This is a genomic window from Actinomycetospora chlora (assembly GCF_039542135.1).
GTDB lineage: Bacteria > Actinomycetota > Actinomycetes > Mycobacteriales > Pseudonocardiaceae > Actinomycetospora > Actinomycetospora chlora.
The window spans coordinates 42,193-67,680 of record NZ_BAABHO010000027.1 but is presented as its reverse complement, the minus strand read 5'-3'; the positions used below and the strand labels follow the sequence as shown (position 1 = coordinate 67,680).

Below are 25,488 nucleotides of genomic sequence, written 5' to 3'. Positions count from 1 at the left end.
CTCCGGTCCCGACGACCCGAGCGGCGAGCCGGGCGATGGCGGCCCGAACGGCGGCCCTGGCGCCGGCGGCCCTGGCGACGGCGGCCCTGGCGACGGCGGCCCTGGCGGTGACCCCACCGGCGCCGACCCGGCGTGCGCCGATCCCCTCGGCGGCGCGTCGGAGGGTGCCGACGGGTGCGCGAGTTCTGGTCAGGGGCTGCTCGATCTTCCGGGTCTTGCCGGGGAGCCGGAGCCGTTCCCGCGGCTGCTCGACGGGCCCGAGCCCGGATCGGGGCGGGTGCGGGCGGGGGTCGGGGAGGTGCGGCTGCGGCTCACCACCGCGCTGGGGCTCGATGACATTCCCGGCGCGGTGCCCGGCTACGGCACGGTCCTCGCCGCACACGCCCGCACGCTGGTGTCCCGTTACCGCCGCGGGGAGTGGCGGGTGGTGTGCACCGACGACCAGGGCCGCCTGCAGCACGTCCTGCTCGCCCGGCGACGACCACACCGGCCCCGACCGGGTCGGTCGGGGCAGCGGTGCCGGGCGATCGTCGAACTCCACGTTCCGACGACACTGCTCGCCGCCCTGACCCCGACCGGCCACGGCCGGTGGGCGGCGCTGCTGGTCGAGCTCCAGGCCAGGCTGGCCGAGCTCCCCCGCGCGGGCGGGCCCCCGGCTGCCACGGTCGCTGATCTGTACCGGCGGCGGCCGCGGGTGGAGATCGACCGCTGGACCCGGGTCCGCGACCGCTGCTGCGTCGCCCCCGCCTGCCGACGCCGCGCCCAGGCCTCGGATCTCGACCACACCCTCGACCACGCGTTCGGTGGGCCCAGCCTGGACTGGAACCTCGGCGTGCTCGACCGCCACCACCACCGCGCCAAACACCACGGCGGCTGGACGGTCCACCAACCCTCACCGGGCCACTTCCGGTGGCGCACCCGCGCCGGCATCGCCCACACCACGAGACCGAGAAAGATCCTCGTCGAGCCGGTCGCGCCGCGGCCCGCCGCCCGACCGCGCCCGCTGCCGGACGACGGGCCGGCGTGGACCGACGACGACCACCCCGACTGGCGCACCCGCTACCGACGCGCCGCCGGGCTCGCCGAGCCGACGGTCACCGCACCCGCCGTCCACCCCGCCGACGACCCGCCACCGTTCTGACCCCGACAGCGCTGCCGACACTCTCGCGAGATCGACGTGGAGAGCACCCCGGTGGCCCCTCTAGTGGGTGACCCCCTCGCCCTCCACGAACGCCTCGCGCTCGGCCGGCGTCCCCTCGCGCAGGGCGAGCACCGCGGCGAGGGTGATCACGCAGACGATCACCATGTACACCGAGACCGACAGCGAGGTGCCCGTCGCGCCGATCAGCGCCTGGGCCACGAGCGGGGCGAAGCCCCCGCCGAGGATCGCCCCGATCGCGTAGGCGAACGAGGCCCCGCTGTAGCGCACCGGCGCCGGGAAGAGCTCCGCGTAGGCCGCGGCCTGCGGCCCGTAGGTCAGCCCGAGGCCGACGCCGAGCCCGGCGACGGCGAGCAGCATCCAGGGCAGCGACGCCGTGTCGAGCAGCAGGAAGAAGGGGAACGACCAGACGATCAACGCGATCGTGCCGACGAGGTAGACCGGCCGGCGCCCGACCCGGTCGGACCACGCCCCGCTCCCGACGATGGCCACGCCCCAGACGACCGCGCCGACGATCCCGACGGCGAGCATCGTCGCGCTCGACTGCTTCAGCGTGCGGGTGCCGTAGGACGTGATGAAGGCGATCAGCAGGTAGCCGATCATGTTGTTGGCGATGAACAGCCCGATCGCGATCAGCAGGGCGCGCGGATGGTGGCGCAGCACCGCCGCCATCGGGGCCGAGCGGCGCTCCCGGTGCTCGCGGAGCCGGCTGAAGACCGGGCTCTCGCTGACGCGGGCCCGCACGAACAGCCCCACCCCGACCAGCAGGATCGACAGCAGGAACGGGATGCGCCAGCCCCAGGCGAGGAACTGCTCGCGGGTCGTCGCGGTCGAGGCGACGAGGAAGACGACGTTGGCGAGCACCAGCCCGAGCGGCACCCCGATCTGCGGGTAGGTGCCGAAGAAGCCGCGCCGTCCGGGCGGGGCGTGCTCGACGGCCATCAGCGCCGCGCCGCCCCACTCGCCGCCGGCCGAGAACCCCTGCAGCAGGCGCAGCGCGAGCAGCAGGATCGGGGCGGCGACACCGATGGCCGCGTACGTCGGGAGCAGGCCCACGCCGGTCGTCGCCAGACCCATGATCAGCAAGGTGGCGACGAGCATGCCCTTGCGGCCGAAACGGTCGCCGAGGTGGCCGGCGACGATGCCGCCGATCGGCCGCGCGACGAAGCTGACCCCGATCGTCGCGAAGGACGCCAGCAGCGCCGTCGTGGGGTCGAGCGCCGTGAAGAACAACGGGCCGAACACGAGCCCCGCCGCGCTGGCGTAGACGAAGAAGTCGTACCACTCGATCGTCGTGCCGACGAGGCTCGCCAGGGCCACCCGGCGCACCTCGGCCGGGGTGTGCTCGGGCGACGTCCCGGCTCGGCTCGGGCTCTGCGTCATCGCGGCTCCCTCGTGCTCGGCCCCCTGTGGGTGCGCCGGACGGTAGCCAGGCGCACCCACCGCGCGAAAGGGATCAACCGGCCGCGACCGGCTCGTACCGGCTGAACCGCCGCGTGAAGCGGGCCGTGCCCGACGTCAGTGCCCGCAGGTCGACCGCGTAGCGCAGGAGCGCCTGCTCGGGCACCTCGGCGCGGACGACGGTCGTGCCCGGCTCGCCCGGCTCGGTGCCCACGACCCGGCCGTGGCGCGAGGCGAGGTCGCCGAGCACCGTGCCGAGCTGCGCGTCCTCGACGGTCACCTCGACCTCGTAGAGCCGCTCCATGACGATCGTCCCGGCCGCCGCGACGGCCTCCTTGATCGCCAGCGACCCGGCGGTCTGGAACGCCTGGTCCGACGAGTCGACGCTGTGGGCCTTGCCGTCCACGAGCGTGACGCGCACGTCCACCACCGGGCGCCCCGGCGTCACCCCGGCCTCGAGCTGGGCGCGCACGCCCTTCTCGACACCCGGGATGTAGGCCCGCGGGATGACCCCGCCGACGATCCTGTCGACGAACTCCACCCCCGAGCCCCGGGGCAGCGGCTCGATCTCGATGCGGCACACCGCGAACTGGCCGTGCCCGCCGGACTGCTTGACGTGCCGGCCGAGCCCGGACGCCGGCCCGGCGACGGTCTCCCGCTCCGGGACGGCCACGTCGGTGACCTCGACGGTCGCGCCCGCGGCCCGCAGCCGGGCGAGCACCACGTCGGCGTGGGCCTCGCCCGTGCACCACAGCACGATCTGGTGGGTCTCCTCGTTGCGCTCCACGCGCAGGGTGGTCTCGGTGGCCGACAACCGCGCCAGGCCGCGCGCCATCGCGTCCTGGGCCGAGCGGTCGGCCGCCGTGACCGCCACCGGCAGCAGCGCCTCGGGGATCTCCCAGCCGTCGAGACCGACCGGGTCCTCCGCCCCGCACAGCGTGTCCCCGGTGGCGACCGCCCCGAGCCGCGTCAACGCGCAGACGTCACCCGCGACGCACCACGGCACCTCGCGCAGGGTCGCGCCCAGCGGGGCGTAGACGCGGTTGACGCGCACACCCTCGCGGGCGCCCTCCCCCGTCGGGTCCTCCCCGTCGCGGGGCGACGGCACCCGCAACGGGTCGCCGCAGACGGTCAGGGTGGTGTCGGGGGTGAGCCGCCCGGAGAACACGCGCACGAGCGAGACGCGGCTGCCCTGCGCGTCGGTGCCGGTGTGCAGCACCTCGGCCACCAGCGGGCCGTCCGGGTCGGGCGGGACGGGGTCGTGGCCCGCGCCGTCGGGGGCGTGGGCTGGGAGCGGCGTGTGCGCCGTCGGCGGCGGGACGGCGTCGACGACGAGGTCGAGCAGCGCGTCCAGCCCGGCCCCGGCCGGCGCGCACACGCCGACCACGGGGATGAGCGAGCGCCGGGCCACGGCGGTCGCGAGGTCGGCGCGCAGGGCGTCGAGCGGCACCGCCTCGCCGCCGATCCAGGACTCGAGCAGGGCCTCGTCCTCGCTCTGCTCGATGAGGGTCTCGACCAGCTCGCGGCGCAGGTCGTCCGGCTCCTCGGCCGTCGGGTCGTCGCCCGCCAGCAGCGGGTGCACGGTGACCGACCCGTCGGCGCCGCGCTCCGAGGTCGTCACGGGGACGAGCACCTCGCCCGACCCGGCGGCCACCTCGCGGCACGTGGCGAGCGCGGCGTCCACGTCGGCGCGGGCGTGGTCGAGGCGGCTGAGCACCAGGACGGCCGGCAGGCCCGCGCGGCGGCACTCGGCGAGCAGCGCCGAGGTCGGGGCGGCGGCGCCGTCGGCGGCGTCGGCCGTCCCCACCACGAACAGCACGGCGTCGGCCGCGCGCAGGCCGGCGCGGACCTCGCCGAGGAAGTCGGGACAGCCCGGGGTGTCGATCAGGTTGACTTTGACGTCGCGGTGCACCAGCGAGGCGACCGACGGGGCCACCGACCGCTGCTGGCGGCGGGCGTCCGGATCGTGGTCGGTGACGGTGGTGCCCGCGGCGACGGAGCCGGCCCGCGGGATCGCGCCCGCCGCGGCCAGGAGCTCCTCGACCAGCGTCGTCTTGCCCGCCGCCATCGGTCCGACGACGGCGACCGAGCGCACGGCGGCCGGGTCGTCCGGCGCGAGCTCCTCCGCACGCCCGCCCCGACCTCTCCGGGTGTTGTCGGCCTTTCCCATGACGACCACCTCGCAGATCCCGACCCGTCGTCGCGTCGACACCCTCAGTCCACCGGAGTGACCGAGATCACGACAAGGGGTCGGGCCCGACGAGCTGTCACACCTGCGCGACGCCGCCGTCGACGGCGAGCACGGAGCCGTTGACGTAGCTCGAGGCGTCCGAGGCCAGGAACAGGGCGGCGGCCGCCATCTCCTCGGGGGTGCCGTGCCGGCCCAGCGGGATCGTCTCCTCGGCCTGCGCGCGGACCTCCGCGGGGACGAGGTCGAGCAGCCCCGGTGTCGGGACCATGCCCGGCGCGAGCACGTTGACCCGGAAACCGTACCGGCGGGAGCTGTGGGCCCAGCCGCGGACGAGGTGGTGCACCGCGGCCTTCGTCGCCGCGTAGATCTCGAGGCCGGGCTGCGGCCGGGTCGCGGCGGTCGAGCCGGTGACGATGATCGATGCCCCGGACCGCAGCAGCGGCAGCGCCTCCTGGACGGTGAAGACCGTGCCCTTGACGTTGGTGGCGAACTGGGCGTCGACCTGCTCCTCGGTCACCGCGCCGAACGCGGCGTCGACCCCGATCCCGGCGTTGGCGACCACGACGTCGACGTGACCGGCCTGCTCGCGGACCGTCGCGTAGAGGGCCTCGAGGTCGGCACGCACGGCGACGTCGCAGACCACGGCGGTCACGTCCTCGCCGAGCTCGGCGACCGCGGCGTCGAGCGCCTCCTTCCGGCGACCGGTGACGAACACCGTCGCGCCCTCGTCACGGAAGGCCCGCGCGATCGCGAGCCCGATCCCGCTGCTGCCGCCGGTGACGACCGCGACCCTGTCCGCGAGGACGGGCATGCCGTCCACCTCCTCGTGTTCTTGACTGTTACGTCCAGAACACCCTGACCGATCTGGACCGCTCGGTCAACATCTCGTATGGTCAGGGGGTGCCGCGGCCCCGGGAGTTCGACGAGGAGCGCGTCGTCCTCGCCGTCCGCGACGCGTTCTGGGACCGGGGCTACGCGGCGACGTCGATGGACGACCTGTTGCGCGCCAGCGGGCTGGGCAAGGGCAGCCTCTACGGCGCCTTCGGGGACAAGCACCGGCTGTTCCTGCGGGTCCTGCGCGACTACGACGACGCGAACCTGCGCGGGCTGCGCGAGCGCCTGGAGTCCGCGCCCCGCGGGGTCGACCTGGTGCACGAGTTCGTGCTCGGCGTGGCCGGCGACCCGACCGGGGCCGCTGCCCGCCGCGGCTGCCTGCTGGCCAACAGCACCGCCGAGCTCGCCACCAGCACCCCGGACGTCGCGGCCGAGGCCCGCCGCAGCTACGACGCGATCACCGCGATCCTCACCGAGGCCCTCGAGCGCGCCCAGCGCGAGGGCGACGTCGACCCCGGGGCCGACGCCGCGGAGACCGCCCGCGCGGTGCTCGCCGCCCAGCTCGGGCTCGTGGCGCTCGGCCGCACCGGGATGGACCTCGCGGAGCTCACCACCGTGGCGCGGTCGGCCCTGGCGCGGTTGCTGCCGGCGCCGGTGCCGCGCTAGCCGATGGTGAGGGCCGCGAGCCGCTCGCGGTGCTCGTCGGCCGAGCCGAACAGCGGGGCGCGGCGGCGGGCGCGCTTGTAGAAGAAGTGCGCCTCGTGCTCCCAGGTGAAGCCGATGCCGCCGAAGAACTGGATCATCGCGCCGGTGGCGGCCCACGCCGCGTCGGCGGCCTTGGCCTTGGCCACCGCGACCGCGACGTCCTTCCCGGGATCATCGGTGTCCAGGGCGTTGGCCGCGAACAGCACGGCGTGCTCGGCCATCGTCACGCCGACGTGCAGGTCGGCCATCGTGTGCTTGATCGCCTGGAACGAGCCGACGGGCACGCCGAACTGCTTGCGGTCGCGGTCGTAGTCGACGGTGCGGGCGAGCGCCTCCCGGGCGACGCCGACGAGGTCGGCCGCCTGCAGCACCGCGCCGCGGGCCATCAGCGCCGCGACGGCGTCGGCCCCGGCGAGGGTCCCGCCGGTCAGGGCCTCGGCCGGGGTGTCGGACAGCTCGACGGCGCCGACGCGCGCGGTGCCGTCGTAGGTGTGCTGGTCGCGCACCGCCAGCCCCTGCGCCCCCGCCTCGACGAGGTACAGCCCGGGCGTGCCCTGCGCGTCCGTCGCGGCGACCACGACGAGACCCGCGACGGCCGGGTAGTCCACCGGCGACGCCGTACCGGAGAGCCGTTCGCCGGAGGCGTCGACGGTGATGCCCCGCCCGTCCCAGGTGCCGGCCTCGCCGCGCAGCGCGACGGTGCCGACGGTCTCGCCGGCGGCGAGGCCGGGCAGCCGGGCGGCCTGCTGCTCGGGCGAGCCGGCGAGGCGCAGCGCCTCGGCGGCGAGCACCGAGGTGGTCCAGGGCCCGGGCGCGACGGCCCGGCCCAGCTCGCGGGCGATGACCTGGGCGTCGAGCAGCCCCAGGCCCAGGCCGTCCTGCTCCTCGGGCACGAGGACGGCGAGGGCGCCCTGGTCGGCGAGGCCTTTCCACAGCGTGAGCGGGTGGCCGTCGCCGTCGGGGTCCTCGACGACGGCGCGCACGGCGTCGAGGTCGAAGCGGTCGGCGACGAACTCCCGGACGGTCGCGGCGAAGGCCTGCTGTTCGTCGGTGAGCGCGAAGAACACGGGACGGGCTCCCTAGCGGGGCAGGCCGAGCACGCGCTCGGCGACGATGTTGCGCTGGACCTGGGACGAGCCGCCCCAGATGGTGACCGAGCGCGACCACATGGCCTGGTGCTGGAACGGGGTGAGGTCGACGTCCGGGCGGGGCGCGGCGAGCGACGCCTCCGGGCCCAGGACGTCGTCGAACGCCTCCCAGAGGTCCTGGAACGTCTCCGACCACTGCAGCTTGGTCATCGACGACTCCGCGCCGAGGTCCCGGCCCTGCTCGACCTGGGTGAGGATGTGCATCGCGTGGTAGCGCAGGCACTCGAGCTCGACGAGGCAGTGCGCCAGCTTCTGGCGGGCCACCGGGTCGTCCGAGCGCCCGAAGCGCCGGGCCTGCTCGACGATCTCGTCGTACTGCCGGCGGAACTCGGTGTACTGCCCGACACCGGAGGCGCCGCGCTCGAACGAGAGGAGCAGCATCGCCGTGCGCCAGCCCTGGCCGATCTCGCCCAGGCAGTCCTTGGCCGGCACGCGGGCGTCGGTGAAGAACACCTCGCCGAACTCGCTGGCGCCGCTCATCTGCTTGAGCGGGCGGGCCTCGACGCCGGGCTGGTCCATGTCGATGAGCAGCATCGACAGGCCCTTGTGCCGCTCCGAGCCGGGCTCGGTGCGGACGATCGTGAAGATCTTGTCGCCGTGCATGGCGTTCGTGGTCCAGATCTTCTGGCCGTTGACCACGAAGTCGTCGCCGTCGCGCACGCCGCGCGTGGCCACCGCCGCGAGGTCGGACCCGGCGCCGGGCTCGGAGAAGCCCTGGCACCAGATGACCTCGTTGCGCAGCATCGGGCCGATGATCTCGGCCTTCTGCTCCGGGGTGCCGATCGCCATGATCGTCGGCGCGAGGAAGGTCAGGCCGAGGACGTTGACGGTCTGGGGCGCGCGGGCGCGCACCATCTCCTCGTCGTAGATCGCCTTCATGCCCGGCGTGCCGCCGCGGCCGCCGTACTCGGTCGGCCACTCGATGCCCGAGAAGCCCGCCGCGGTCTTCGACGCCTCCCAGTCGCGGCGCAGCCGGAACGACTCGTCGTCGTCGATCGAGCGCCAGAAGCCCGGCTCGGTCCACTCCTGCGGGATGTTCGCCGCGAGCCAGTTCCGCAGCTCGGTGCGGAACTCCTCCTCCTCGGCGGTGTAGCTCAGGTCCACGGGCGACACCCTGGCACGGCGGTCCGACCTCCGCAGCCGGGACTACCCGCCGGTAGGGGCCGGACCGCAGGAGACGACGCGGCGGTCCACCTTGAGGGCCAGGATGCGCCGCGCGCTCTCGGTGACGCGGTCGGCGAAGGCCGGGTCGGTCCGGGACCGCGCGACCAGCGCCTCGACCATCGGCCCGACGTCGGTCGCCTTGACGGTCAGCACCTGGTCGCCGCCCGCGGCGACGAACCGCACGGCCCGCTGGCCCACCGACACGTCGTCCACCGCGGCCGCCGCGCCCACGTCGTCGGTGGTGACGACGCCGGTGAAGCCCAGGCGCCCCCGCAGCAGGTCGGTGACGACGGCGCGGGAGAACAGGGCGCGGTTGTCGGGGTCGATCCGCGCGTAGACCGCCGAGGACATCATCACCACGGGCGCGCCCGCGGCGATGCCCGCGCGGAAGGACCCGAGCGCCGGGTCGTCGACGGTGGTGACGTCGTCGGCGGCCCCGGCGAAGTCGGTGTTCTCGCGCACCCGGCCCAGCCCCGGGAAGTGCTTGAGCGTCGTCGCGACCCCGCCGTCGGCCATGCCCCCGACGAACGCGGTGACGGCCTGCCCGACGCGCTCGGGGTCGGTGCCGTAGCCGCGCCCGAGCGCGCCGACGGGCTCGTTGGCCTCCCCGAGGTCGGGGTCGACGACGTCGGCGACCGGCGCGAGGTCGAGCGTCACGCCGGCGTCCGCCATCGGCCGGGCCCAGCCCCGCGCGTCGGCCCGCAGGCCGGCGACGTCGCGGCCCTGGTTCGCGGCCGAGGGCATGCGGGCGAAGCCGGCGCCCGCGAGGTCCTGGACGCGCCCGCCCTCCTGGTCGACCGCGACGGTCACCGGGGTGCGGGCGGCCTGCTGGATCGCCCGCACGGTGGCCGTGACCTGCGCGGCCGAGGCCTCGCCGCCCGCCGCGTCGGTGAGGATCACCCCGCCCGCGCCCTGGGCGAGCGCCGCGCGCCCGGCCGCGGTCAGCCCGTCCGCGGGCACCCCGGCCATGATCAGCTGGGCGGCCCGGGCACGGGTGTCGAGCCCGGCCAGGACCTGGTCCACGCACGCCGCGGCCGGGTCGGCGGGCTGCGCCGGCGGACCCGACGGCCCCGGTGGCACGGCGGAGCGGGCGCTCGGGGTGCCGGCGGCCGAGGGGGCGGGCGGCGGCGCCTCCTGCCCGCACGCCGCGGCGCCGAGGGCCAGCACCGCCGCGACGAGGGCGACGGTCAGGCGGCGGCGCGGGGACGCGGGGAGCGGGGACGGGGCGGGGGACATCGGGGCGCGATTCTGCCCGACGCGCGAGGATGGTCCGCGATGACCGCCACACGCCAGACCCGCACGCTGCACGGCGCCCGCATGTCCTACGTGGAGGCCTGCCCGGACGCGGTCCGCGACGAAGGGGCCGACGGCGAGCCCGAGGTGGTCGTGCTCGTCCACGGCATCGCCGGCAGCGCCGACACGTGGACCCCGGTGCTCGAGGCGTTCGAGCGCTCCGGCTGCGACCGGCTGCTGCTCGCCCCCGAGCTGCTGGGCCACGGCGAGTCCGCCGGCGTCGGCGGGGACTACTCGCTGGGCGCCTACGCCAACGGCCTGCGCGACCTGCTCGCGGTGCTGGGCCACCGCCGGGTCACGCTGGTAGGGCACTCGCTCGGCGGCGGGGTGGCGATGCAGTTCGCCTACCAGTTCCCGGAGATGTGCTCCCGGCTCGTGCTCGTCTCGTCCGGGGGCCTCGGGCGCGGGGTGAGCCCCCTGCTGCGCCTGGCGTCGCTGCCGGGCTCCGAGTGGGTGCTGCCGGTGCTCGCGTCGACGGGCGTGCTCGGCCTCGGGGTGCGCGCCCTGCGGACGGCCGCGGCCCTACCGGGGTTCACCGCGGAGTCCGTGTCGCTGCGCGAGACGGCCCGCCACGCGGCGTCGCTCACCGAGCGCGCGCACCTCGACGCGTTCGTCGACACCGTCCGCGCCGTCATCGGACCGGGCGGTCAGCGCGTCAGCGGCACCGACCGGCTCTACCTCACCGAGGGCCTGCCGACGATGGTCGTGTGGGGCGCGCGCGACCCGGTGATCCCGGTCGGGCACGCCCGGCGGGCCGGGACGCTCATCCCCCACGCCCGCCTGGAGCTCTTCGACCGCGCCGGGCACTTCCCGCACTGCGACGAGCCGGACCGCTTCGCCGCCCTGCTCACCGAGTTCTGCGACGCGACGGCGCCTGCGGACCTCGACGTCACGAGCATCGGGCCGCGGGTGGCCTCCCGCGGCGCCTGAGCGCTACGCGTCCTCGGGGTGACGGCACTGGTAGGCCATCGCCGGCGGCAGGTTGCGCCACACCGTCGGGGTGACGACGACCTCGGCGAAGGCCTCCTCCAGCACGCCCCGGAAGCGGCGCTGGGTCGGGAAGCTGCGGACGTGGCTGTAGGCGAACGTCGTGAACGGGGCGCCGGGGGCGAGGACCTTCGTGACCTGCTCGATGATCCCGCGCTGCGCCGACTCGGGGAACAGCGTCCACGGCAGCCCGCTGATGATCGCGTCGGCCCGGTCGACCCCGGCGTCGGCGAGCAGCTTCTGCAGGTCGGCCGCGTCGCCCTGCAGGACCTCGAGCCACGGCCGGGTGCGCCGCAGGTGGGTCACCATGCCGGGGTCGAGCTCGACCGCGAGGTGGCGGGCGCCCGGGGGCAGCCGCCGGCGCAGGGCGGCGCTCACGACGCCGGTGCCCGGCCCGAGCTCCACGACCACCGGCGCTCCCTCGGCGGGGGCCACCGACGCGAGGAGGTCGGACAGGGCCCGCCCGCTGGGCGCCACCGCCCCGATGACGGCGGGCGCGCGCAGCGCCGAGGTCATGAACGTGACGAGGTCGCGCACGGGACTCACGACCGACACAGTGGCAGCTCCCCGGGCGGGTCGCCCACTCGGGAGCCCCGCCCCGACCGCCGCCGTGACGCGGGACTCAGCCGGCCGCTCAGCCCACGCGCAGCGGTGACTCGATCAGCCCATCGACGACGCGCATGAGGATGAAGGTCACCAGCAACAGGATCATGATCGACAGGTCGAGGCTGATGTTGCCGATGCGCACCGACGGGATGAGGCGCCGCAGCAGCCGGACCGGCGGGTCGGTCACCATGAACAGCACCTCGAGCCCGGCGGCGGTCGCGCCGACGGGCCGCCAGTCGCGGGCGAAGCTGCGCACGATCTCGACCACGAGCCGCCCCACGACGAACAACCACAGCAGGAACAGCGCGTAGTACACGACGAGCCAGACCGCGTCCATGGTGTCCAGAGTGCCTGATCCTCCGTGTGGTGCGGTGCAGCACCCGGGCCCCGCCCAGCGGGTCGGCTCCCGCGCGCCTGCCGTATTGGCTACGGTCGACGGTCGCTGCCGGGAACACGGGATGGAGGTCAGGTGGTCGTCCTGGTGCCCGTCGACGAACGGCTGACGGGCCCCGGCGCCCCCGGTCTCGCGGCGGTCCGCACGCTGGGTGTGGAGCCGCTGGTCGAGGCCGTGCTGCGCTCGGAGGCCGACACCCCCGCGTGCCCGGGTCCCGCGGCGACGCCGGGGCAGCCACGCACGTTCCTCGCGGTCGACCCGCGCGACCACCAGGTGGTCGGCACCTGCGGATTCCAGGGCCCGGTGCGCGCCGGCCGCATCGAGATCGCCTTCTGGACGTTCCCGCCGTTCGAGGGGCGGGGCTGGGCCACCTCGATGACGCGCGCGCTCGTCGCCCGCGCCTTCGCCGATCCCGACGTGCAGACGGTCGTCGCCCACACCCTGCCCGAGCGCTCCCCCGCCGCGAGCGTGCTGACCGCGAACGGGCTCGTGCGGGTGCAGTCGCGGCGGCGTGACGAGTCCGGCAAGCGCGGGCGGGTGTGGCGCTGGGAGGCCCACCGGCCCAGCCGGGCGAACGAGCCCGGCCTCGGGGCCTGACCGCCGCGTGATCCTGCACCTCTGTACCGCGGCCGAGCTCGCGGCCGCCCGGGCCGACGGTGCGCGTCGGCCGCCGTCGCTCGACGAGGTCGGGTTCGTGCACTGCTCCGACCCCGGCACCGTCCACCTGCCCGCGTCGCGCCTGTTCGCCGGGCGCACGGACGTCGTCGCGCTCGTGGTGGACACCGCCCGGCTGGACGTCCCCGTGCGGTGGGAGCCCGGCGTGGGCCCGGAGGGCACCGAGGACCCGCGCGGCCCGTGGTTCCCGCACGTCTACGGCCCGCTGCCCCTCGACGCCGTCGTGGCCGTGCACCCGCTCGTGCCCGGGCCGGACGGGACGTTCCGGCCGCCGGAGCTCGCATGAGGCCACCCGCCGCTTCGGAGGGATCACAACAACGGCCCCCGGGAGCGTGTCCCGGGGGCCGTCGATCTCGCAGTAGCGGGGACAGGATTCGAACCTGTGACCTCTGGGTTATGAGCCCAGCGAGCTACCGAGCTGCTCCACCCCGCGCCGTGCCCGTGGCCCTGGGCTGGGGATCCCGGCGACTCGCACCGGTGTCGTAGCGGGGACAGGATTCGAACCTGTGACCTCTGGGTTATGAGCCCAGCGAGCTACCGAGCTGCTCCACCCCGCGCTGCGTTGTGTCCCGAACTCTACAACCCCGGGGGGTGGGCCTCCGTGCCCACCCCCCTCCGGGGTCGGTCCAGGGTCGGTCCGGGCTCAGCCCCCGGTACCGGCGGCCGCGCCGGCCGGTGTGGTCGGCGTCGCCGGCGCCGCGCCGGTGGCCGAGCGGAACTGCGCGATGGCGGCGTCGAGGGCCGCCTCGGCGTCCCCGATACCCCGGAAGTCCCGGGCCGCCTGGGCCGAGGAGAGCCGGTCGAGGGCGTCGTTCATCGCCGTCACCGCGGCGGAGAGCTGCGGGCTCAGCGTCTGCCCGGCCTGCCCCGTGGGCAGCGGCCCGCCGCCGGTGTTGGCGCCCGGCGCGGGCGTCGGCGACGCCTGCGAGGGCCCCAGGCCCGGCACGCTGAGGCCCGGGGGCAGCGGCACGCCCTGGAACGCGGCCTGCAGCGCGCCCTGCAGCGTCGGCGCGTAGCCGATGTCGCCGTTGTTGAAGCGGGCGATGACACCGAACAGCTGCGGGAACGAGGTCTGGGCGTTGCGTTCGACGTAGATCGGTTCCACGTAGAGCAGCCCGCCGGCCACCGGCAGCGTCAGCAGGTTGCCGTACTGCACCTGGACCGGCGTGCCCGACTGCCGCAGCGTGAACAGCCCGCCGTTGACCGACTGGCTGGTCAGCAGCTCGGCCTGGACCTGCTGCGGACCCTGCGGCCCGCGTTGGTCGCCGGTGAGCTGGGCGGGGAGCTCGAGCACGGTCATCTGCCCGTAGTTCTCCGGTTCCGAGCTCACCGACAGGTACGCCGACAGGTTCGGTCGCGAGAGGGCGAGCAGCGTGCTCGTCATCTGGAACTGGGTGTCCGGCGCGGCCCCCGGCCGCGGGTCGCCCGCGAGCAGGTAGTACGGCGGGATCGCCGCGTTGGCCTCGCGCGTCGGGTCCTCGGGGACGGTCCAGAAGTTCTGCGTCGAGAAGAAGTCGCGCGGGTTCTCGACGTGGTAGCGCGTGAGCAGGTCACGCTGGACCTTGAAGATGTCCTCGGGGTACCGGAAGTGCGCCCGCAGGCTCTCCGGGATGTCCGCCGACGGCTGCACGACGCCCGGGAAGACGCCCATCCACGTCTTGAGCACCGGGTCCTGGTCGTCGACCGCGTACAGCCGCACCTCGCCGCTGTAGGCGTCGACCGTGGCCTTCACCGAGTTGCGCATGTAGCCCACCGAGCCCGCCGCGGACGCGGGCCGCAGCGAGTCGTCGGTCGCCTGGCCGAGGTCGACCTGCTGGGCGTACGGGTAGCGCGGCAGCGTCGTGTAGCCGTCGATGATCCACTGCAGACGCCCGTCGACGACGGCCGGATAGGGGTCGACGTCGGTGCGCAGCCACGGCGCGACCTTCTCGACGCGCTCGACCGGCGTGCGGTTGTAGAGGATCCGCGAGTCCGAGCCGATCTGGCCGTTGAACAGGATGTTCCGCTCGCCGTAGGCCGCGGCGAAGACCAGGCGCGAGGCCCAGTTGCCCAGCGGCACGCCGCCGGGGCCGGTGTAGGCCGACGCCGGGCGGCCCGGGCCGTCGAACTCCCGCGGCGTCGAGCCGGGATTCCCGCCGACGATCGCGTAGTCGTCGCTGCTCCCGAGGAACTCGCCGTAGTAGATGCGCGCGCCGTCGGGGCTCAAGCCGAACGGGCCGGGGTTGCTCGAGTCGCTGACGTCGAAGGCCGGCAGCCCGCCCTGGCTCGCCTCGGCGTTGCTGGGGACGTTGACGCGGTCCGCCGGCGCCGACACCAGGCCCTGGCCGTGGGTGTAGACGAGGTGGCGGTTGATCCAGTCCTGCTGGTTGCCGATGAGGGCGTCCGGGTTGATCTCGCGCGCGGCCAGCACGAAGTCCTGGCGCTGGCCGCCGACGTTGTAGCGGTCGATGTCGAGCAGCGGCGAGAACGCGTAGAAGTTGGTCAGCTGCTGCTGGACGGCGAAGGTCCGGTTGAGCCGCGACGGGTCCTGGATGCGGATGTTGTTCAGCGTCGCCTGGCTGTTGGCCACGTCCTGCGGCGGCACGGCGGCGTTGCCGGCGGCCGTCGCCACCTGCGGGGCGTACGGCACGGTCGTGACGTTGCCGAGGTTGAACGCCTGCCGCGTCGCCGCGATGTTGCGGGAGATCGACTCGGCCTCGCGGTCGATGGCGTTGGGGCGCACCGAGAACTGCTCGAGCACCGCGGGCCACGCCGCGCCGACCAGCACGCTCGAGAGCACGAGCAGCGCCAGCGCGATCGCCGGGATCTGCAGGTTGCGCAACACCACCGCGGAGAAGAACGCGGCGGCGCAGATCACCGCGATGATCAGCAGGATCAGCTTGGCCGGCATCGCGGCGTTGAGGTCGGTGTAGGTGGCGCCGAAGAAGTTGGCGCCGCCCTCGGCGGCCTTGCGGTCGCTGAAGAGCAGCTCGTAGCGGTCGAAGAAGTACGCCACCGCCTTGAGCAGCACGAACGTGCCGGCCAGCACCGCGAGGTGGGCCCGCGCGGCCGGGGCGACCGCGCCGCTGCGGCCGGCGAGGCGGATGCCGCCGAACAGGTAGTGCGCGATGAGCGCCGCGATGAAGCTGACCGCGATCGCCACGAACAGCCAGCTCAGCAGCCACCGGTAGAAGGGCAGCTGGAAGACGTAGAACGAGATGTCGTGCCCGAACACCGGGTCCTGCACGCCGAACGGCGTCGAGTGCAGGAACAGCTGCACCGTCTGCCAGTCGGCCTGCGCGGACAGCCCGGCGATGAGCGCCACCACGGCGGGGATGCCGATGGCGAACCAGCGCGGCCGCGACAGCACGACCGTGCGGTAGCGCGCCACCGGGTCCTCCGACGCCGCGCCCGCGACGGGCACGAACACGGGGCGCACGCGGTAGGCGATGACGAGGTTCAGCGCGAGCAGCCCGCCCATGAGGACGGCCGCGACGGCGAACTGCAGGACCCGGGTCCACAGGATCGTCGTGAAGACGCCGCGGAAGCCGACCTCGCCGAACCAGGCCCAGTCGACGTAGACGTCGACCAGGCGGGCCCCGCCGAGCAGCACGACGAGCGCCACCGCGCCGACGATCAGCAGCGTCTTCGTCCGTCGCGACAGCTGGGGGGTCGCCGTCGGGGGCCGGTTGGCCACGGGGTCACTCTCCTGGATCGAAGCTGGTCACGCGCCCGCCGGACGCACCGGAACGGACGTGTGCGGAGGCCACTCTACGAACACGGTGTGGGGTCGCCGTGGCCCGAGGTGTCCGGTTCGGTCCGTGCCCTGCTCCACGGGGGCTCCACGGGGGTGCGCGTCAGCACGGGGTGGGCGTGCGGCCGTCCCGGACGGCCTGCAGCGCGGCGATGCCCTCCGACAGCGTCCCGACGCGGGCGAGCTCGAGACCGGCGGGCGCGGCCCCCACCGCCTCGGCGCAGTTGCCGGCGGGCACGAGGAACACCTGCGCGCCGTCCTTGCGCGCGGCGTCCATCTTGAAGCGGATGCCGCCGATGTCCCCGACGCGGCCGGTGGCGTCGATCGTGCCGGTCCCGGCGACGACGTGGCCGCCGGTCAGGTCGCCCGGGGTGAGCTTGTCGACGATCGCCGACGCGAAGATCAGCCCGGCCGACGGGCCGCCGATGTCGCCGAGGCTGATGTGCACGTCCACCGGGGAGTCGACGATGTTGGTCGGCGTGACGCCGAGGAAGCCGCGCGGGTCGCCGTCGGGGCGGGCGGCGGCCACGATCGCGACGTCGGTGGGCGGGCCCGGCGACCCGAGCGGGCCGCGCTGCACGGTCACCGTGACGGTCTGGCCGGGGCGGGTCGGCGCCAGGGCGTCGACGACCTCCTGCGGCGTCGTCACCGGCCGGCCGTCCACGGCGACGATGCGGTCACCGGGGGCCAGGCGCCCCGCCGAGGGCGAGTTGTCGAGCACGGAGCCGACCTGCACCGCGGTCGGGTAGCCGAGGTAGCGCAGCGCGGCCGCCTCGGCGTCGGTCTCGGACTGCGCGAACTGGCGGGTGTTCTCCTGGTCGACCTGCTCGCTGGAGCGCCCGGGCGGGTAGACCGACTCGCGCGGCAGCACCTGCTCGTCGCCCGAGGCCCACATGGCCATCGCGCCGAACAGCGTCACCTGCGTGGTGACCGCGACCGTCGTCATCCGCAGCTGCCCGGTGGTCGGGTAGACCGGCGCGGGGCCGCTGACGTCGACGACCGTGCGCCCGTCCTGCGTGCCGAGCACGTCGAACGTCGGGCCGTCCCCGAGCGCGACGAAGGGCACGCGCACGGTCGCGCCCAGCAGACCCAGGACGCCGGCCAGCACGAGTCCGAGCGCCAGCGTCGCGCGCAACCGGGTCACGGCGGAACAGGGTAGTGATCGGGCGCGTGGGCGCCGTGCGGGGAGGCGGGTCGGTCCTTTCTGGGAAGTTCCTGGGTGTTCGCCGTGAGCGTGGTCCCGGCGGCCGCTCGCGCCACCGATCAGCGCGGGGGCCGCGTACCGTCGGCACCATGAGTGACCTGCCCTTCGGCTTCGGTCCGTCCGACGACGACGAGTCCCGCCGCTCCGGCTCCGGTGACTCCGGCGGCTCCGGGTCCGGTGGTCCGGGCGGGATGCCGCCCGGCTTCGGCTTCGGGCTGCCCGGCATGGGCGGCCTGCCCGGCGGCGCCGGGGGTGCCGGCGGCTTCGACATGGGCCAGCTCGGCCAGATGCTCACGCAGCTCGGGCAGATGCTGTCCCAGTCGTCCGGCCCGGGCGCCCAGGGGCCGGTGAACTACAAGCTCGCCGCGCAGATGGCCCACCAGCAGCTCGGCGACGCCGGCACGAAGGCCCCGTCCGGCGAGCAGCAGCGCGCCGCCGAGGAGTCCGTGCGCCTCGCCGAGCTGTGGCTCGAGGACGCGACGACGCTGCCGTCGGGCGCCTCGCAGGTCGCCGTGTGGTCGCCCGCGCAGTGGATCGACACGACGATGCCCACCTGGCAGCGCCTCTGCGACCCGGTGGCCCAGCGCGTCGCCGGGGCGTGGGTCGAGGGCCTGCCCGAGGAGGCCCGCCAGATGGCCGGCCCCATGCTGGGCATGATCTCGCAGGTCGGCGGCATGGCCTTCGGCTCGCAGCTCGGCCAGGGCCTCGCGCAGCTGGCCAAGGAGGTCCTGACCTCCTCGGACGTCGGGCTGCCGCTCGGCCCGGAGGGCACCGCGGCGCTCCTGCCCGCCGCGATCGCCACGTTCACCGAGGGCCTCGACCGCCCGGCGGGCGAGGTGCTCGTCTTCCTCGCCGCCCGCGAGGCGGCGCACCAGCGGCTGTTCGGCCACGTGCCCTGGCTGCGCCAGCGCCTGCTCGCCACCGTCGAGGAGTTCGCGCGCGGCATCTCGATCGACACCTCGCGGATGGAGGAGCTGGCCCGCGAGGTCGACCCCACCAACCCGGCGTCCCTGCAGGAGCTCATGAGCTCGGGGATGTTCGAGCCGCAGACCACGGAGACGCAGAAGGCCGCGCTGCGCCGCCTCGAGACGCTGCTCGCGCTGGTCGAGGGCTGGGTCGACGTCGTCGTCGCCGACGCGGTGGGCGACCGCCTGCCCGGCGCCGTCGCGCTGCGCGAGACGCTGCGCCGCCGCCGCGCCTCGGGCGGGCCGGCCGAGCAGACTTTCGCCACGCTCGTCGGGCTCGAGCTGCGCCCCCGCCGCCTGCGCGACGCCGCCGACCTGTGGCGCACGCTCACCGAGCAGCGGGGCATCGAGGGCCGCGACGCGGTCTGGGCGCACCCCGACCTCATGCCCACCGCCGACGACCTCGACGACCCCTCGTCCTTCGTCGGCGAGCGCCGCTCCGTGGCGCCCTCGGAGGAGGGCGCCGCCCCGAAGAGCGGCGAGAGCTTCACCGACCTCGACGATCCGCTGGCCCGCCTCGAGGCCGAGATGAAGGCCGAGCAGGAGTCGAAGGAGAAGGGCGACGACACGGGCGGCGACGAGAGCTAGTCGTCGGGCTCCTCGGCGTCCCCGCCGTCCGTGTCGGTGATCGGGAGACCCGCGCCGGCCGCGAGGCCCTCGAGGTAGCCGATCGCGCGCTCGCTGCGCGGGTAGGCGGCCTCGGCGGCGCGGAAGGCCGGGCCGTGGTGGGGCTCGCGCAGGTGCACGAGCTCGTGCACCAGCACGTGGTCGAGCACCCAGCCCGGCACCTCGCGCAGGCGCTCGCTGACCCGGATCGTCGCGTCCGTCGGGGTGCAGGACGCCCAGCGCGTGCGCATCGGCTTCGTCCATCGCACCGACGCCGGGCGCGGCCACGCGCCCCCCGGCGCGATCGGGTCGAGGTGCCGTGCGGCGAGCGCGACGGCGCGGGCGCCGAGGTCGGCGTCCCCGGCGCGGCGGCCCGGCCGCCGGCGGGCGTCGGCGCGCTCGAGGCGGCGCAGCATCTCCTCGACCCAGTGCCGCTCCTGCGCGCGGGACATCGAGGCCGGGATGTTGACGACCACCGTCGACCCCTCGCGGTGGGCGTCCACGGTCCGCTTGCGCCGCGCGCTGCGGCGCACCTCGACCTGCGGAGGGGTTTCGGCCACGACGGGTGAGGGTACGGGGAGGGATCCTTTCGGGCCTCCGCGGCGTCGAACCAGGTGTGCTCCCAGCTCCCGTGGTCCCGTTCCCCGTTCCCCTGCCCGACCCGCCCCGGCTGCGCCGGCCCGCCCACCACCGGGCGCCCGGCGTCCTGCAGTTCGGCCTCGACCCCGCCGACGCGCTCGTGCTCGACGGGCTCACCCCGCCGCTCGCCCGCATGGTCGGGGCCCTCGACGGCTCCCGGCCCGTCGCCCGCGTGCTCGCCGAGGCGGCCGCGGCCGGCGCCTGCCCGCACGCCGCGCGGGGCGTGCTCGAACGCCTGCACGCCGCGGGCCTGCTCGCCACGCCCGCCGGCCCCGCTCCCCTGGCCGACCGCCGGGTCGTCGTCCTCGGCGCCGGCCGGGTCGCGGTGGCGGTGGTCGGCCTGCTCGCGGCCGCCGGCGTCCGCCGGGTCCTCGACGTCGCCGGCGGCGTCGTGGGCCGCGGGGACGTCGGCACCGGCCTGCTCCCCGCCGACGTCGGGCGGGCCGCGCGGCCCGCCGCCGCGGAGGCCGTCGCCCGCGCCGGGGGCCGCCCCACGCCGAGCGGGTCGCCGGCGCAGCGGTGGCTGACCGCGCACGCCGACCTCGTCGTCCTCGCCGACGGGCCGCGTCCCGACCCCGTGACCGCCGCGGCGCTCACCGCCGCCGGGCGCCCCCACCTCGTCGTCGCCGTGGTGGACGGCACCGGCACGGTCGGCCCCCTCGTCGTCCCCGGCCGCACCCCGTGCCTGCGCTGCGCCGACCTGGTCCGTGCCGACGCCGACCCGGCCTGGCCCCGGCTCGCCGCCGGGCTGGCGGGCCGCGGCGCCCCGGTGCCCGTCGTCACCGCCGCCGCGGTGGCCGCCCTCGCCGCCGCCCAGGTGCTGGCGGAGCTCGGCGGCGGCCCCGCCGACGCGCGCGGCGCGGTGCTCGAGGTCGCCACCGACGGCACCCGGGACCGTCGCGAGTTGCGCCGGCACCCGGGCTGCGGCTGCCACGCCCTCCGGGGCCGTGCCCCGGCCCGGCGGACGGCGGCCGCCGCGTGAGGGCTGCGCGCGTCACATCCGGGAACGGGACCGCGGGGCGCCGGGTACTCGGTGGTGTCCGGGGGTTCCCTGAAGGAGAGCACGATGTCCACGACCACGTTCCCCTCCGCCCACCCGATCGACACCAGCGGCCACGACCCGCTGACGACGGTCTTCGGGGCGGAGAGCGCGACCTACAGCTGCCCCGACCTCGCGGCGGTGGACGTCCACCTCGGGCGGCTGTGCCAGCGCCTCGAGCTCGCGTCGCCGCGCTTCCCCGTGCTCGTGGACCTGTTCCGCGCGGAGATCGACCTCCTGCTCGAGCGCCGGTGGTGGCTCGAGCGCACCGCCGCGACCGCGCCGGCGCCCTGAGTGGCCCGACCCACGGCCGCCCCGACCCACCTGATCGCGCCCCGAGCGCCGCGCCGGGGGAGAATCGGGGCGTGACCGATGACATCCCGCGCCGGTCGGTCCAGCGGTCGGCGCGGTTGGCCTCGCTGCCGCTGGGCTTCGCCTCGCGCACCGCGGCGGGCTGGGGTCGGCGGCTCGCCGGGGGCGACCAGGACCAGATCACCGCCGACGTCGCCCGCCGCGGCGCCGAGCAGCTGTTCGCGGTCCTGGGCGAGCTCAAGGGCGGCGCGATGAAGTTCGGCCAGGCCCTGTCCGTCTTCGAGGCGGCGGTGCCGCCCGAGCTCGCCGAGCCCTACCGCGAGGCGCTGACGCGCCTGCAGACCGCCGCGCCCCCGATGCCCGCCGCCCGGACCCACCGCGTGCTCGCCGAACAGTTCGGCCGCGGGTGGCGGGAGCGCTTCCGCGAGTTCGACGACACCCCGGCCGCCGCGGCCAGCATCGGACAGGTGCACCGCGCCGTCTGGCACGACGGCCGCGACGTGGCGGTGAAGGTGCAGTACCCGGGCGCGGACGAGGCCGTGATGGCCGACCTGCGCCAGCTCCAGCGCTTCAGCCGCATGGTGCAGCCGCTCGTGCCGGGCATGGAGATCAAGCCGCTGCTCACCGAGCTGCGCGATCGCATGGCCGAGGAGCTCGACTACCGCGACGAGGCCGACGCCCAGCGGGCGTTCGCCGCGGCCTACGACGGCGACGAGCACGTCGTCGTCCCGCGGATCGTGGCGTCGGCGCCGAAGGCGATGGTCTCGGAGTGGATCAGCGGCACGCCCCTGTCGGCGATCATCCGGTCCGGCGAGCCCGAGGAGCGCGACCGCGTCGGCCTGCTGCTCTCCCGGTTCCACTTCTCCTCGCCCGCCCGGGTGGGGCTGCTGCACGCCGACCCGCACCCGGGCAACTTCCAGATCCTGCCCGACGGCCGCCTGTGCGTGATCGACTTCGGGGCCGTCGCGCGGCTGCCCGAGGGTCTCCCGCGCGAGCTCGGGCACATGCTGCGCCTGGCCGTGGAGGACCGCGCCGACGAGCTCCTCGACCTGCTGCGCGAGCTGAACTTCGTCCTGCCCGGGGTCGACATGAGCCCCGACGAGGCCATGACGTACCTGGGGCCGCTGACCGACCCGCTGCGCACCGAGAAGTTCCACTTCACGCGGGCGTGGCTGCGCGGGCAGGCCGAGCGGCTCGGCGACCTGCGCCGGCCGGAGTTCACCACCGGGCGTGGGCTCAACCTGCCGCCGCAGTACATGCTCGTGCACCGCGTGACGCTCGCGTCGGTCGCGGTGCTCTGCCAGCTGGACGCGGAGATCCCGCTGCGCTCGGTCTTCGAGGAGTGGCAGCCGGGGTTCGCGCACTGAGGGTGTGATCGTCCGGGGCCCGGTGCGCATCCCACGCGCACCGGGCCCCCTCTCCCCCGGCGGGGGTCTCAGGCGACCCCGGCCGCCGCCCGCGCGGCCGCGATCTCGGCGTCGCGCGCGAGGTCGGCCTTCGACGGCCGGCCCCGGGGCCGCTTGCGGGCGATCACGGCGCCCCGCTCGAGGATCTCCCCGCCCCACACGCCGCAGTACTCCCGCCGCTCCAGCGCGCCGGTCAGGCAGGCGCGCCGGATCGGGCAGTCGGTGCAGAGCGCCTTGGCCCGCTCCAGGTCGGCGGGCCGGTCGGAGAACCACAGGTCCTCCTCGGCCAGCCGGCAGGGCAGGTCGAGGGCCGTCAGGGCGTCGAACAGGTCGATCTCGAGCTCGGGGGGCTGGGGCTCGGGGGCGGTCGGACGGATGGCGAGTCCGGCGGGGGACACGGTCTACCTCCGGTAGCGGGTCGGCGGGGCCGGGAGCCGCGGCGGGGGATCCGTGTCGTGGAGACGACGGAGGCCGCGGGTCCCTGGTGCGGGTCCGCGGCCTCGTGGGTGCTGGTGGTGGCCTGGTGTCAGGTCACCCAGCGGGAGGGCGCGGACGGTCGCTGCGGGTCGGTGGTCGGGAGGATCTGGCTCGCACGGGGACGCAGATCCCTCTGCTGCCCCTGCTGCTCGCACGTGGCGACGCCGACGAACGGCATCGGGACGACGTACGAGGGCCAGGCCACGACGCGGCGACCGGTGCCCGCGAAGGTCACGATGTCCATCTCACGAGCCCCCTTCCTCACGTCACCACGTGGCGGTGTCCCGCCTCCCGACCGGCAGCCTTCCGCGCCGGTGCTCGTCGACCGTAGGGCCGCCTCCGCGAGGGAGGCAACGCCTTTTCGCGGAGTTCCCCGGAGAATCCCCGCCGGGATCTACGACGCGTGCTCGCGCAGCAGCGTCAGGACCTCGGTGCCGTAGCGCTCGAGCTTCGACGAGCCGATGCCCGGGATCGCGACGAGGCCCGACGGGTCGGCCGGGCGCTGCTCGGCGAGGGCGATCAGCGTGGCGTCGGTGAACACGACGTAGGCCGGCACCGACCGGGCCTTCGCCTCGGTGGAGCGCCAGGCCTTCAGGGCCTCCAGCAGGGACTCGTCGACGTCGGACGGGTGGGTGCTGCAGCGGCCGAGCTTGGCCGACGCGGCGTCGGGCAGCGGCTTGCCGCACAGCCGGCACGCCGGCTTGCCCTTCGATCCGCCGGCGCCGCCGCCGTCGCGGCCCGTCGGCACGCGGGCCGCGGGGTGGTCGTCGGGCACCAGGCCGTAGAGGAAGCGGCTGCGCCGCCGCGAGCGCCGCCCGCCCGCGTTGCGCGACAGCGCCCACGAGATCCGCAGGTGCACCCGCGCGCGGGTGACCCCGACGTAGAACAGGCGCCGCTCCTCCTCGACGGCGTCGTCGTCGCCGTCGGCGTGCTGGATGGGCAGCGTGCCGTCGGTGAGCCCGACGAGGAACACGGCGTCCCACTCGAGCCCCTTGGCCGCGTGCAGCGACGCGAGCGTGACGCCCTGCACCGTCGGCGGGTGCTGCGCCTGGGCCCGGGTGGTCAGCTCGGCGAGGAAGGCCCCGAGATCGGCCTCGGGCACCGAGGCCACGAGCTCCTCGGCCAGCTCCGCGAGCGCGCGCAGCGACTCCCACCGCTGGCGCGCGGCGCCCTGCCCGGCCGCCCCGGCCGGGGGCTCGTCGGTGAGCCCCTGCTCGCCGAGCACGGCCCGGACCAGGCTGACCATGCCGGCGCCGCGCGCCTCCTCGGGCGCGCGCGCCGCCGCGGTGCGCAGCGCGGCGACGGCGGTGCGCACCTCGGTGCGCTGGAAGAACCGCTCACCCCCGCGGACCTGGTACGCGATGCCGGCGTCGCCCAGGGCCGTCTCGTAGATCTCGGACTGGGCGTTGACGCGGTAGAGCACGGCGATCTCGGCGGGGGGCACGCCGTCGTCGACCAGCTCGCGGATGGCCGTCGCCACGGCGGCGGCCTCGGCGGGCTCGTCGTCGTGCTCGGCGAAGTCCGGCGCCGGGCCGGGCGGGCGCTGCCCCTCGAGACGCAGCCGCGACCCGGCGGCCCGCCCCCGCGCCGCCCCGATGACGGTGTTGGCCGCGGCCACGACCTGGGGGGTGGACCGGTAGTCGCGCACCAGCCGCACGACCGTGGCCTCCGGGAAGACCCGCGGGAACTCGAGCAGGTACGACGGGCTCGCGCCGGCGAACGAGTAGATCGTCTGGTTGGCGTCGCCGACGACGGTGAGGTCGTCACGCCCGCCCAGCCAGGCGCTCAGCAGCCGGTGCTGGGCCGGGGTGACGTCCTGGAACTCGTCGACGACGAAGCAGCGGTAGCGCTCGTGGAACTCGTGGGCCACCTCGGGGTGCTCCTCGAGCGCGGCCGCGGTGTGCAGCAGCAGGTCGTCGAAGTCGAGCTGCTCGGCGCGGTTCTTCAGCGTCTCGTAGGTCTCGTAGACCGCCGCGACCTGCTCGACCGGCGCCGGCACGTCCCGCGCCGTCCGCCCGGCCGCGGCCGCGTAGTCGGACGCGGGGACGAGCGAGGCCTTGGCCCACTCGATCTCGCTCGCCAGGTCGCGCAGCGACTCCCGCGTCGTCGGCGCGCCCGCCCGCTGCGCCGCCTGCCCGACGAGGCGCAGCTTGCCCTCGAGCACCTCCCACGGCGGGCCGCCCACCACCCGCGGCCAGAAGTAGCGCAGCTGGCGCAGCGCCGCGGCGTGGAACGTGCGGGCCTGCACGGGGGGCTGACCGGGGCCGCCCACGCCCAGCTCGCGCAGCCGCGTGCGCATCTCGCCTGCCGCCCGGGCGGTGAACGTCACGGCCAGGACCTGCCCGGACGCGACGTGGCCCGCGGCGACGAGGTGGGCGATGCGGCGGGTGATCGTGCGCGTCTTGCCGGTGCCCGCGCCCGCCAACACGCAGACCGGACCGCGCGGGGCCAGGACGGCCTGGGTCTGCTCGGGGTCGAGTCCTGCCGTCGCGCCGCGCCCACCGAGCTCACCCACGACCCCATCGTCTCAACCGGGTCCGACGGCCGGGG

At 75.6% G+C, this 25,488-nt stretch carries 23 protein-coding genes and 2 tRNA genes; 9 read left to right on the top strand and 16 right to left on the bottom strand.

Annotated elements, in window-relative coordinates; all coding sequences use genetic code 11:
- Positions 1–1,141: HNH endonuclease signature motif containing protein (locus tag ABD994_RS17450; RefSeq protein ID WP_345417538.1), on the top strand; the 1,141-nt coding region annotated here is incomplete at its 5' end.
- 60 nt (positions 1,142–1,201) lie between these two features.
- Here the strand turns inward: ABD994_RS17450 and ABD994_RS17445 are convergent.
- The 3 genes from ABD994_RS17445 to ABD994_RS17435 form a co-directional block, all read right to left on the bottom strand.
- Entirely contained in the window at positions 1,202–2,542 is a 1,341-nt protein-coding gene (locus tag ABD994_RS17445; protein WP_345417535.1) for an MFS transporter, read from the bottom strand.
- Positions 2,543–2,615: 73 nt separating this feature from the next.
- Positions 2,616–4,730, bottom strand: a complete 2,115-nt coding sequence (locus tag ABD994_RS17440) for an elongation factor G (RefSeq protein ID WP_345417533.1) — start codon at positions 4,728–4,730, stop codon at positions 2,616–2,618.
- A 97-nt stretch (positions 4,731–4,827) separates the two neighbouring features.
- Positions 4,828–5,562 carry an SDR family NAD(P)-dependent oxidoreductase gene (locus ABD994_RS17435; RefSeq protein ID WP_345417530.1) on the bottom strand — a complete coding sequence of 245 codons (735 nt, stop codon included), beginning with the start codon at positions 5,560–5,562 and terminating at the stop codon, positions 4,828–4,830.
- Positions 5,563–5,651: 89 nt separating this feature from the next.
- Here ABD994_RS17435 and ABD994_RS17430 point away from each other — a divergent pair, with 89 nt between their 5' ends.
- Complete coding sequence (locus ABD994_RS17430; RefSeq protein ID WP_345417527.1) at positions 5,652–6,251, top strand: TetR/AcrR family transcriptional regulator; 600 nt, start codon at positions 5,652–5,654, stop codon at positions 6,249–6,251.
- Here the strand turns inward: ABD994_RS17430 and ABD994_RS17425 are convergent.
- From ABD994_RS17425 to ABD994_RS17415, 3 genes are read right to left on the bottom strand one after another with little or no spacing between them, the layout of a single operon-like run.
- Positions 6,248–7,357, bottom strand: a complete 1,110-nt coding sequence (locus ABD994_RS17425) for an acyl-CoA dehydrogenase family protein (RefSeq protein ID WP_345417524.1) — start codon at positions 7,355–7,357, stop codon at positions 6,248–6,250. The two genes, ABD994_RS17430 and ABD994_RS17425, sit on opposite strands and share 4 nt — an antisense overlap.
- 12 nt (positions 7,358–7,369) lie before the next feature.
- Positions 7,370–8,542, bottom strand: coding sequence for an acyl-CoA dehydrogenase family protein (locus tag ABD994_RS17420; protein WP_345417521.1), 1,173 nt, complete (start codon positions 8,540–8,542; stop codon positions 7,370–7,372).
- A gap of 42 nt (positions 8,543–8,584) precedes the next feature.
- Positions 8,585–9,838, bottom strand: coding sequence for a glycoside hydrolase family 3 N-terminal domain-containing protein (locus ABD994_RS17415; protein WP_345417518.1), 1,254 nt, complete (start codon positions 9,836–9,838; stop codon positions 8,585–8,587).
- A 39-nt stretch (positions 9,839–9,877) separates the two neighbouring features.
- On the opposite strand from ABD994_RS17415, the gene ABD994_RS17410 reads away from it, so the two are divergent.
- On the top strand, positions 9,878–10,825 hold the full coding sequence (locus tag ABD994_RS17410) for an alpha/beta fold hydrolase (protein WP_345417516.1): 948 nt from the start codon (positions 9,878–9,880) through the stop codon (positions 10,823–10,825).
- A 3-nt stretch (positions 10,826–10,828) separates the two neighbouring features.
- Here the strand turns inward: ABD994_RS17410 and ABD994_RS17405 are convergent, their stop codons facing one another.
- Positions 10,829–11,428 carry a class I SAM-dependent methyltransferase gene (locus tag ABD994_RS17405; RefSeq protein ID WP_345417514.1) on the bottom strand — a complete coding sequence of 200 codons (600 nt, stop codon included), beginning with the start codon at positions 11,426–11,428 and terminating at the stop codon, positions 10,829–10,831.
- Between the two features lie 88 nt (positions 11,429–11,516).
- On the bottom strand, positions 11,517–11,825 hold the full coding sequence (locus ABD994_RS17400; RefSeq protein WP_345417509.1) for a YggT family protein: 309 nt from the start codon (positions 11,823–11,825) through the stop codon (positions 11,517–11,519).
- Positions 11,826–11,957: 132 nt separating this feature from the next.
- On the opposite strand from ABD994_RS17400, the gene ABD994_RS17395 reads away from it, so the two are divergent.
- On the top strand, positions 11,958–12,479 hold the full coding sequence (locus tag ABD994_RS17395) for a GNAT family N-acetyltransferase (RefSeq protein WP_345417506.1): 522 nt from the start codon (positions 11,958–11,960) through the stop codon (positions 12,477–12,479).
- A gap of 7 nt (positions 12,480–12,486) precedes the next feature.
- Positions 12,487–12,843 (top strand): DUF952 domain-containing protein, encoded by a 357-nt coding sequence (locus ABD994_RS17390; RefSeq protein WP_345417502.1) that lies wholly within the window; start codon positions 12,487–12,489, stop codon positions 12,841–12,843.
- 73 nt (positions 12,844–12,916) lie between these two features.
- Here ABD994_RS17390 and ABD994_RS17385 read toward each other — a convergent pair.
- From ABD994_RS17385 to ABD994_RS17370, 4 genes are all read right to left on the bottom strand, one after another.
- A tRNA-Met gene (locus tag ABD994_RS17385) sits at positions 12,917–12,990 on the bottom strand.
- A 50-nt stretch (positions 12,991–13,040) separates the two neighbouring features.
- Positions 13,041–13,114: transfer RNA gene (locus tag ABD994_RS17380), tRNA-Met, on the bottom strand.
- Positions 13,115–13,200: 86 nt separating this feature from the next.
- Complete coding sequence (locus ABD994_RS17375) at positions 13,201–16,233, bottom strand: UPF0182 family membrane protein (protein ID WP_345417499.1); 3,033 nt, start codon at positions 16,231–16,233, stop codon at positions 13,201–13,203.
- Between the two features lie 160 nt (positions 16,234–16,393).
- A complete protein-coding gene (locus ABD994_RS17370; RefSeq protein WP_345417496.1) occupies positions 16,394–17,434 on the bottom strand; it encodes a YlbL family protein in 1,041 nt (346 codons plus the stop codon).
- 149 nt (positions 17,435–17,583) lie between these two features.
- Between ABD994_RS17370 and ABD994_RS17365 the strand changes: the two genes are divergently transcribed.
- Positions 17,584–19,047, top strand: coding sequence for a zinc-dependent metalloprotease (locus ABD994_RS17365; protein ID WP_345417493.1), 1,464 nt, complete (start codon positions 17,584–17,586; stop codon positions 19,045–19,047).
- Here ABD994_RS17365 and ABD994_RS17360 read toward each other — a convergent pair.
- Positions 19,044–19,625 (bottom strand): M48 metallopeptidase family protein, encoded by a 582-nt coding sequence (locus ABD994_RS17360; RefSeq protein ID WP_345417490.1) that lies wholly within the window; start codon positions 19,623–19,625, stop codon positions 19,044–19,046. The genes ABD994_RS17365 and ABD994_RS17360 overlap by 4 nt on opposite strands.
- Positions 19,626–19,696: 71 nt before the next feature.
- Between ABD994_RS17360 and ABD994_RS17355 the strand changes: the two genes are divergently transcribed.
- The 3 genes from ABD994_RS17355 to ABD994_RS17345 all read left to right on the top strand — a co-directional run bounded on the left by ABD994_RS17355 (position 19,697) and on the right by ABD994_RS17345 (position 22,422).
- Positions 19,697–20,686 carry a TOMM precursor leader peptide-binding protein gene (locus ABD994_RS17355; RefSeq protein ID WP_345417487.1) on the top strand — a complete coding sequence of 330 codons (990 nt, stop codon included), beginning with the start codon at positions 19,697–19,699 and terminating at the stop codon, positions 20,684–20,686.
- 84 nt (positions 20,687–20,770) lie between these two features.
- Complete coding sequence (locus ABD994_RS17350) at positions 20,771–21,037, top strand: hypothetical protein (RefSeq protein ID WP_345417484.1); 267 nt, start codon at positions 20,771–20,773, stop codon at positions 21,035–21,037.
- A 71-nt stretch (positions 21,038–21,108) separates the two neighbouring features.
- Entirely contained in the window at positions 21,109–22,422 is a 1,314-nt protein-coding gene (locus ABD994_RS17345) for an ABC1 kinase family protein (RefSeq protein ID WP_345417481.1), read from the top strand.
- Positions 22,423–22,490: 68 nt separating this feature from the next.
- On the opposite strand, the gene ABD994_RS17340 is transcribed toward ABD994_RS17345, so the two are convergent.
- From ABD994_RS17340 to ABD994_RS17330, 3 genes are all read right to left on the bottom strand, one after another.
- Positions 22,491–22,796: a WhiB family transcriptional regulator gene (locus ABD994_RS17340; RefSeq protein WP_425550078.1), complete on the bottom strand. Its 306-nt coding sequence runs from the start codon at positions 22,794–22,796 to the stop codon at positions 22,491–22,493.
- 191 nt (positions 22,797–22,987) lie between these two features.
- On the bottom strand, positions 22,988–23,182 hold the full coding sequence (locus ABD994_RS17335) for a hypothetical protein (RefSeq protein ID WP_345417478.1): 195 nt from the start codon (positions 23,180–23,182) through the stop codon (positions 22,988–22,990).
- Positions 23,183–23,332: 150 nt separating this feature from the next.
- Positions 23,333–25,453, bottom strand: coding sequence for an ATP-dependent DNA helicase UvrD2 (locus tag ABD994_RS17330; protein ID WP_345417475.1), 2,121 nt, complete (start codon positions 25,451–25,453; stop codon positions 23,333–23,335).
- Positions 25,454–25,488: the final 35 nt, after the last annotated feature.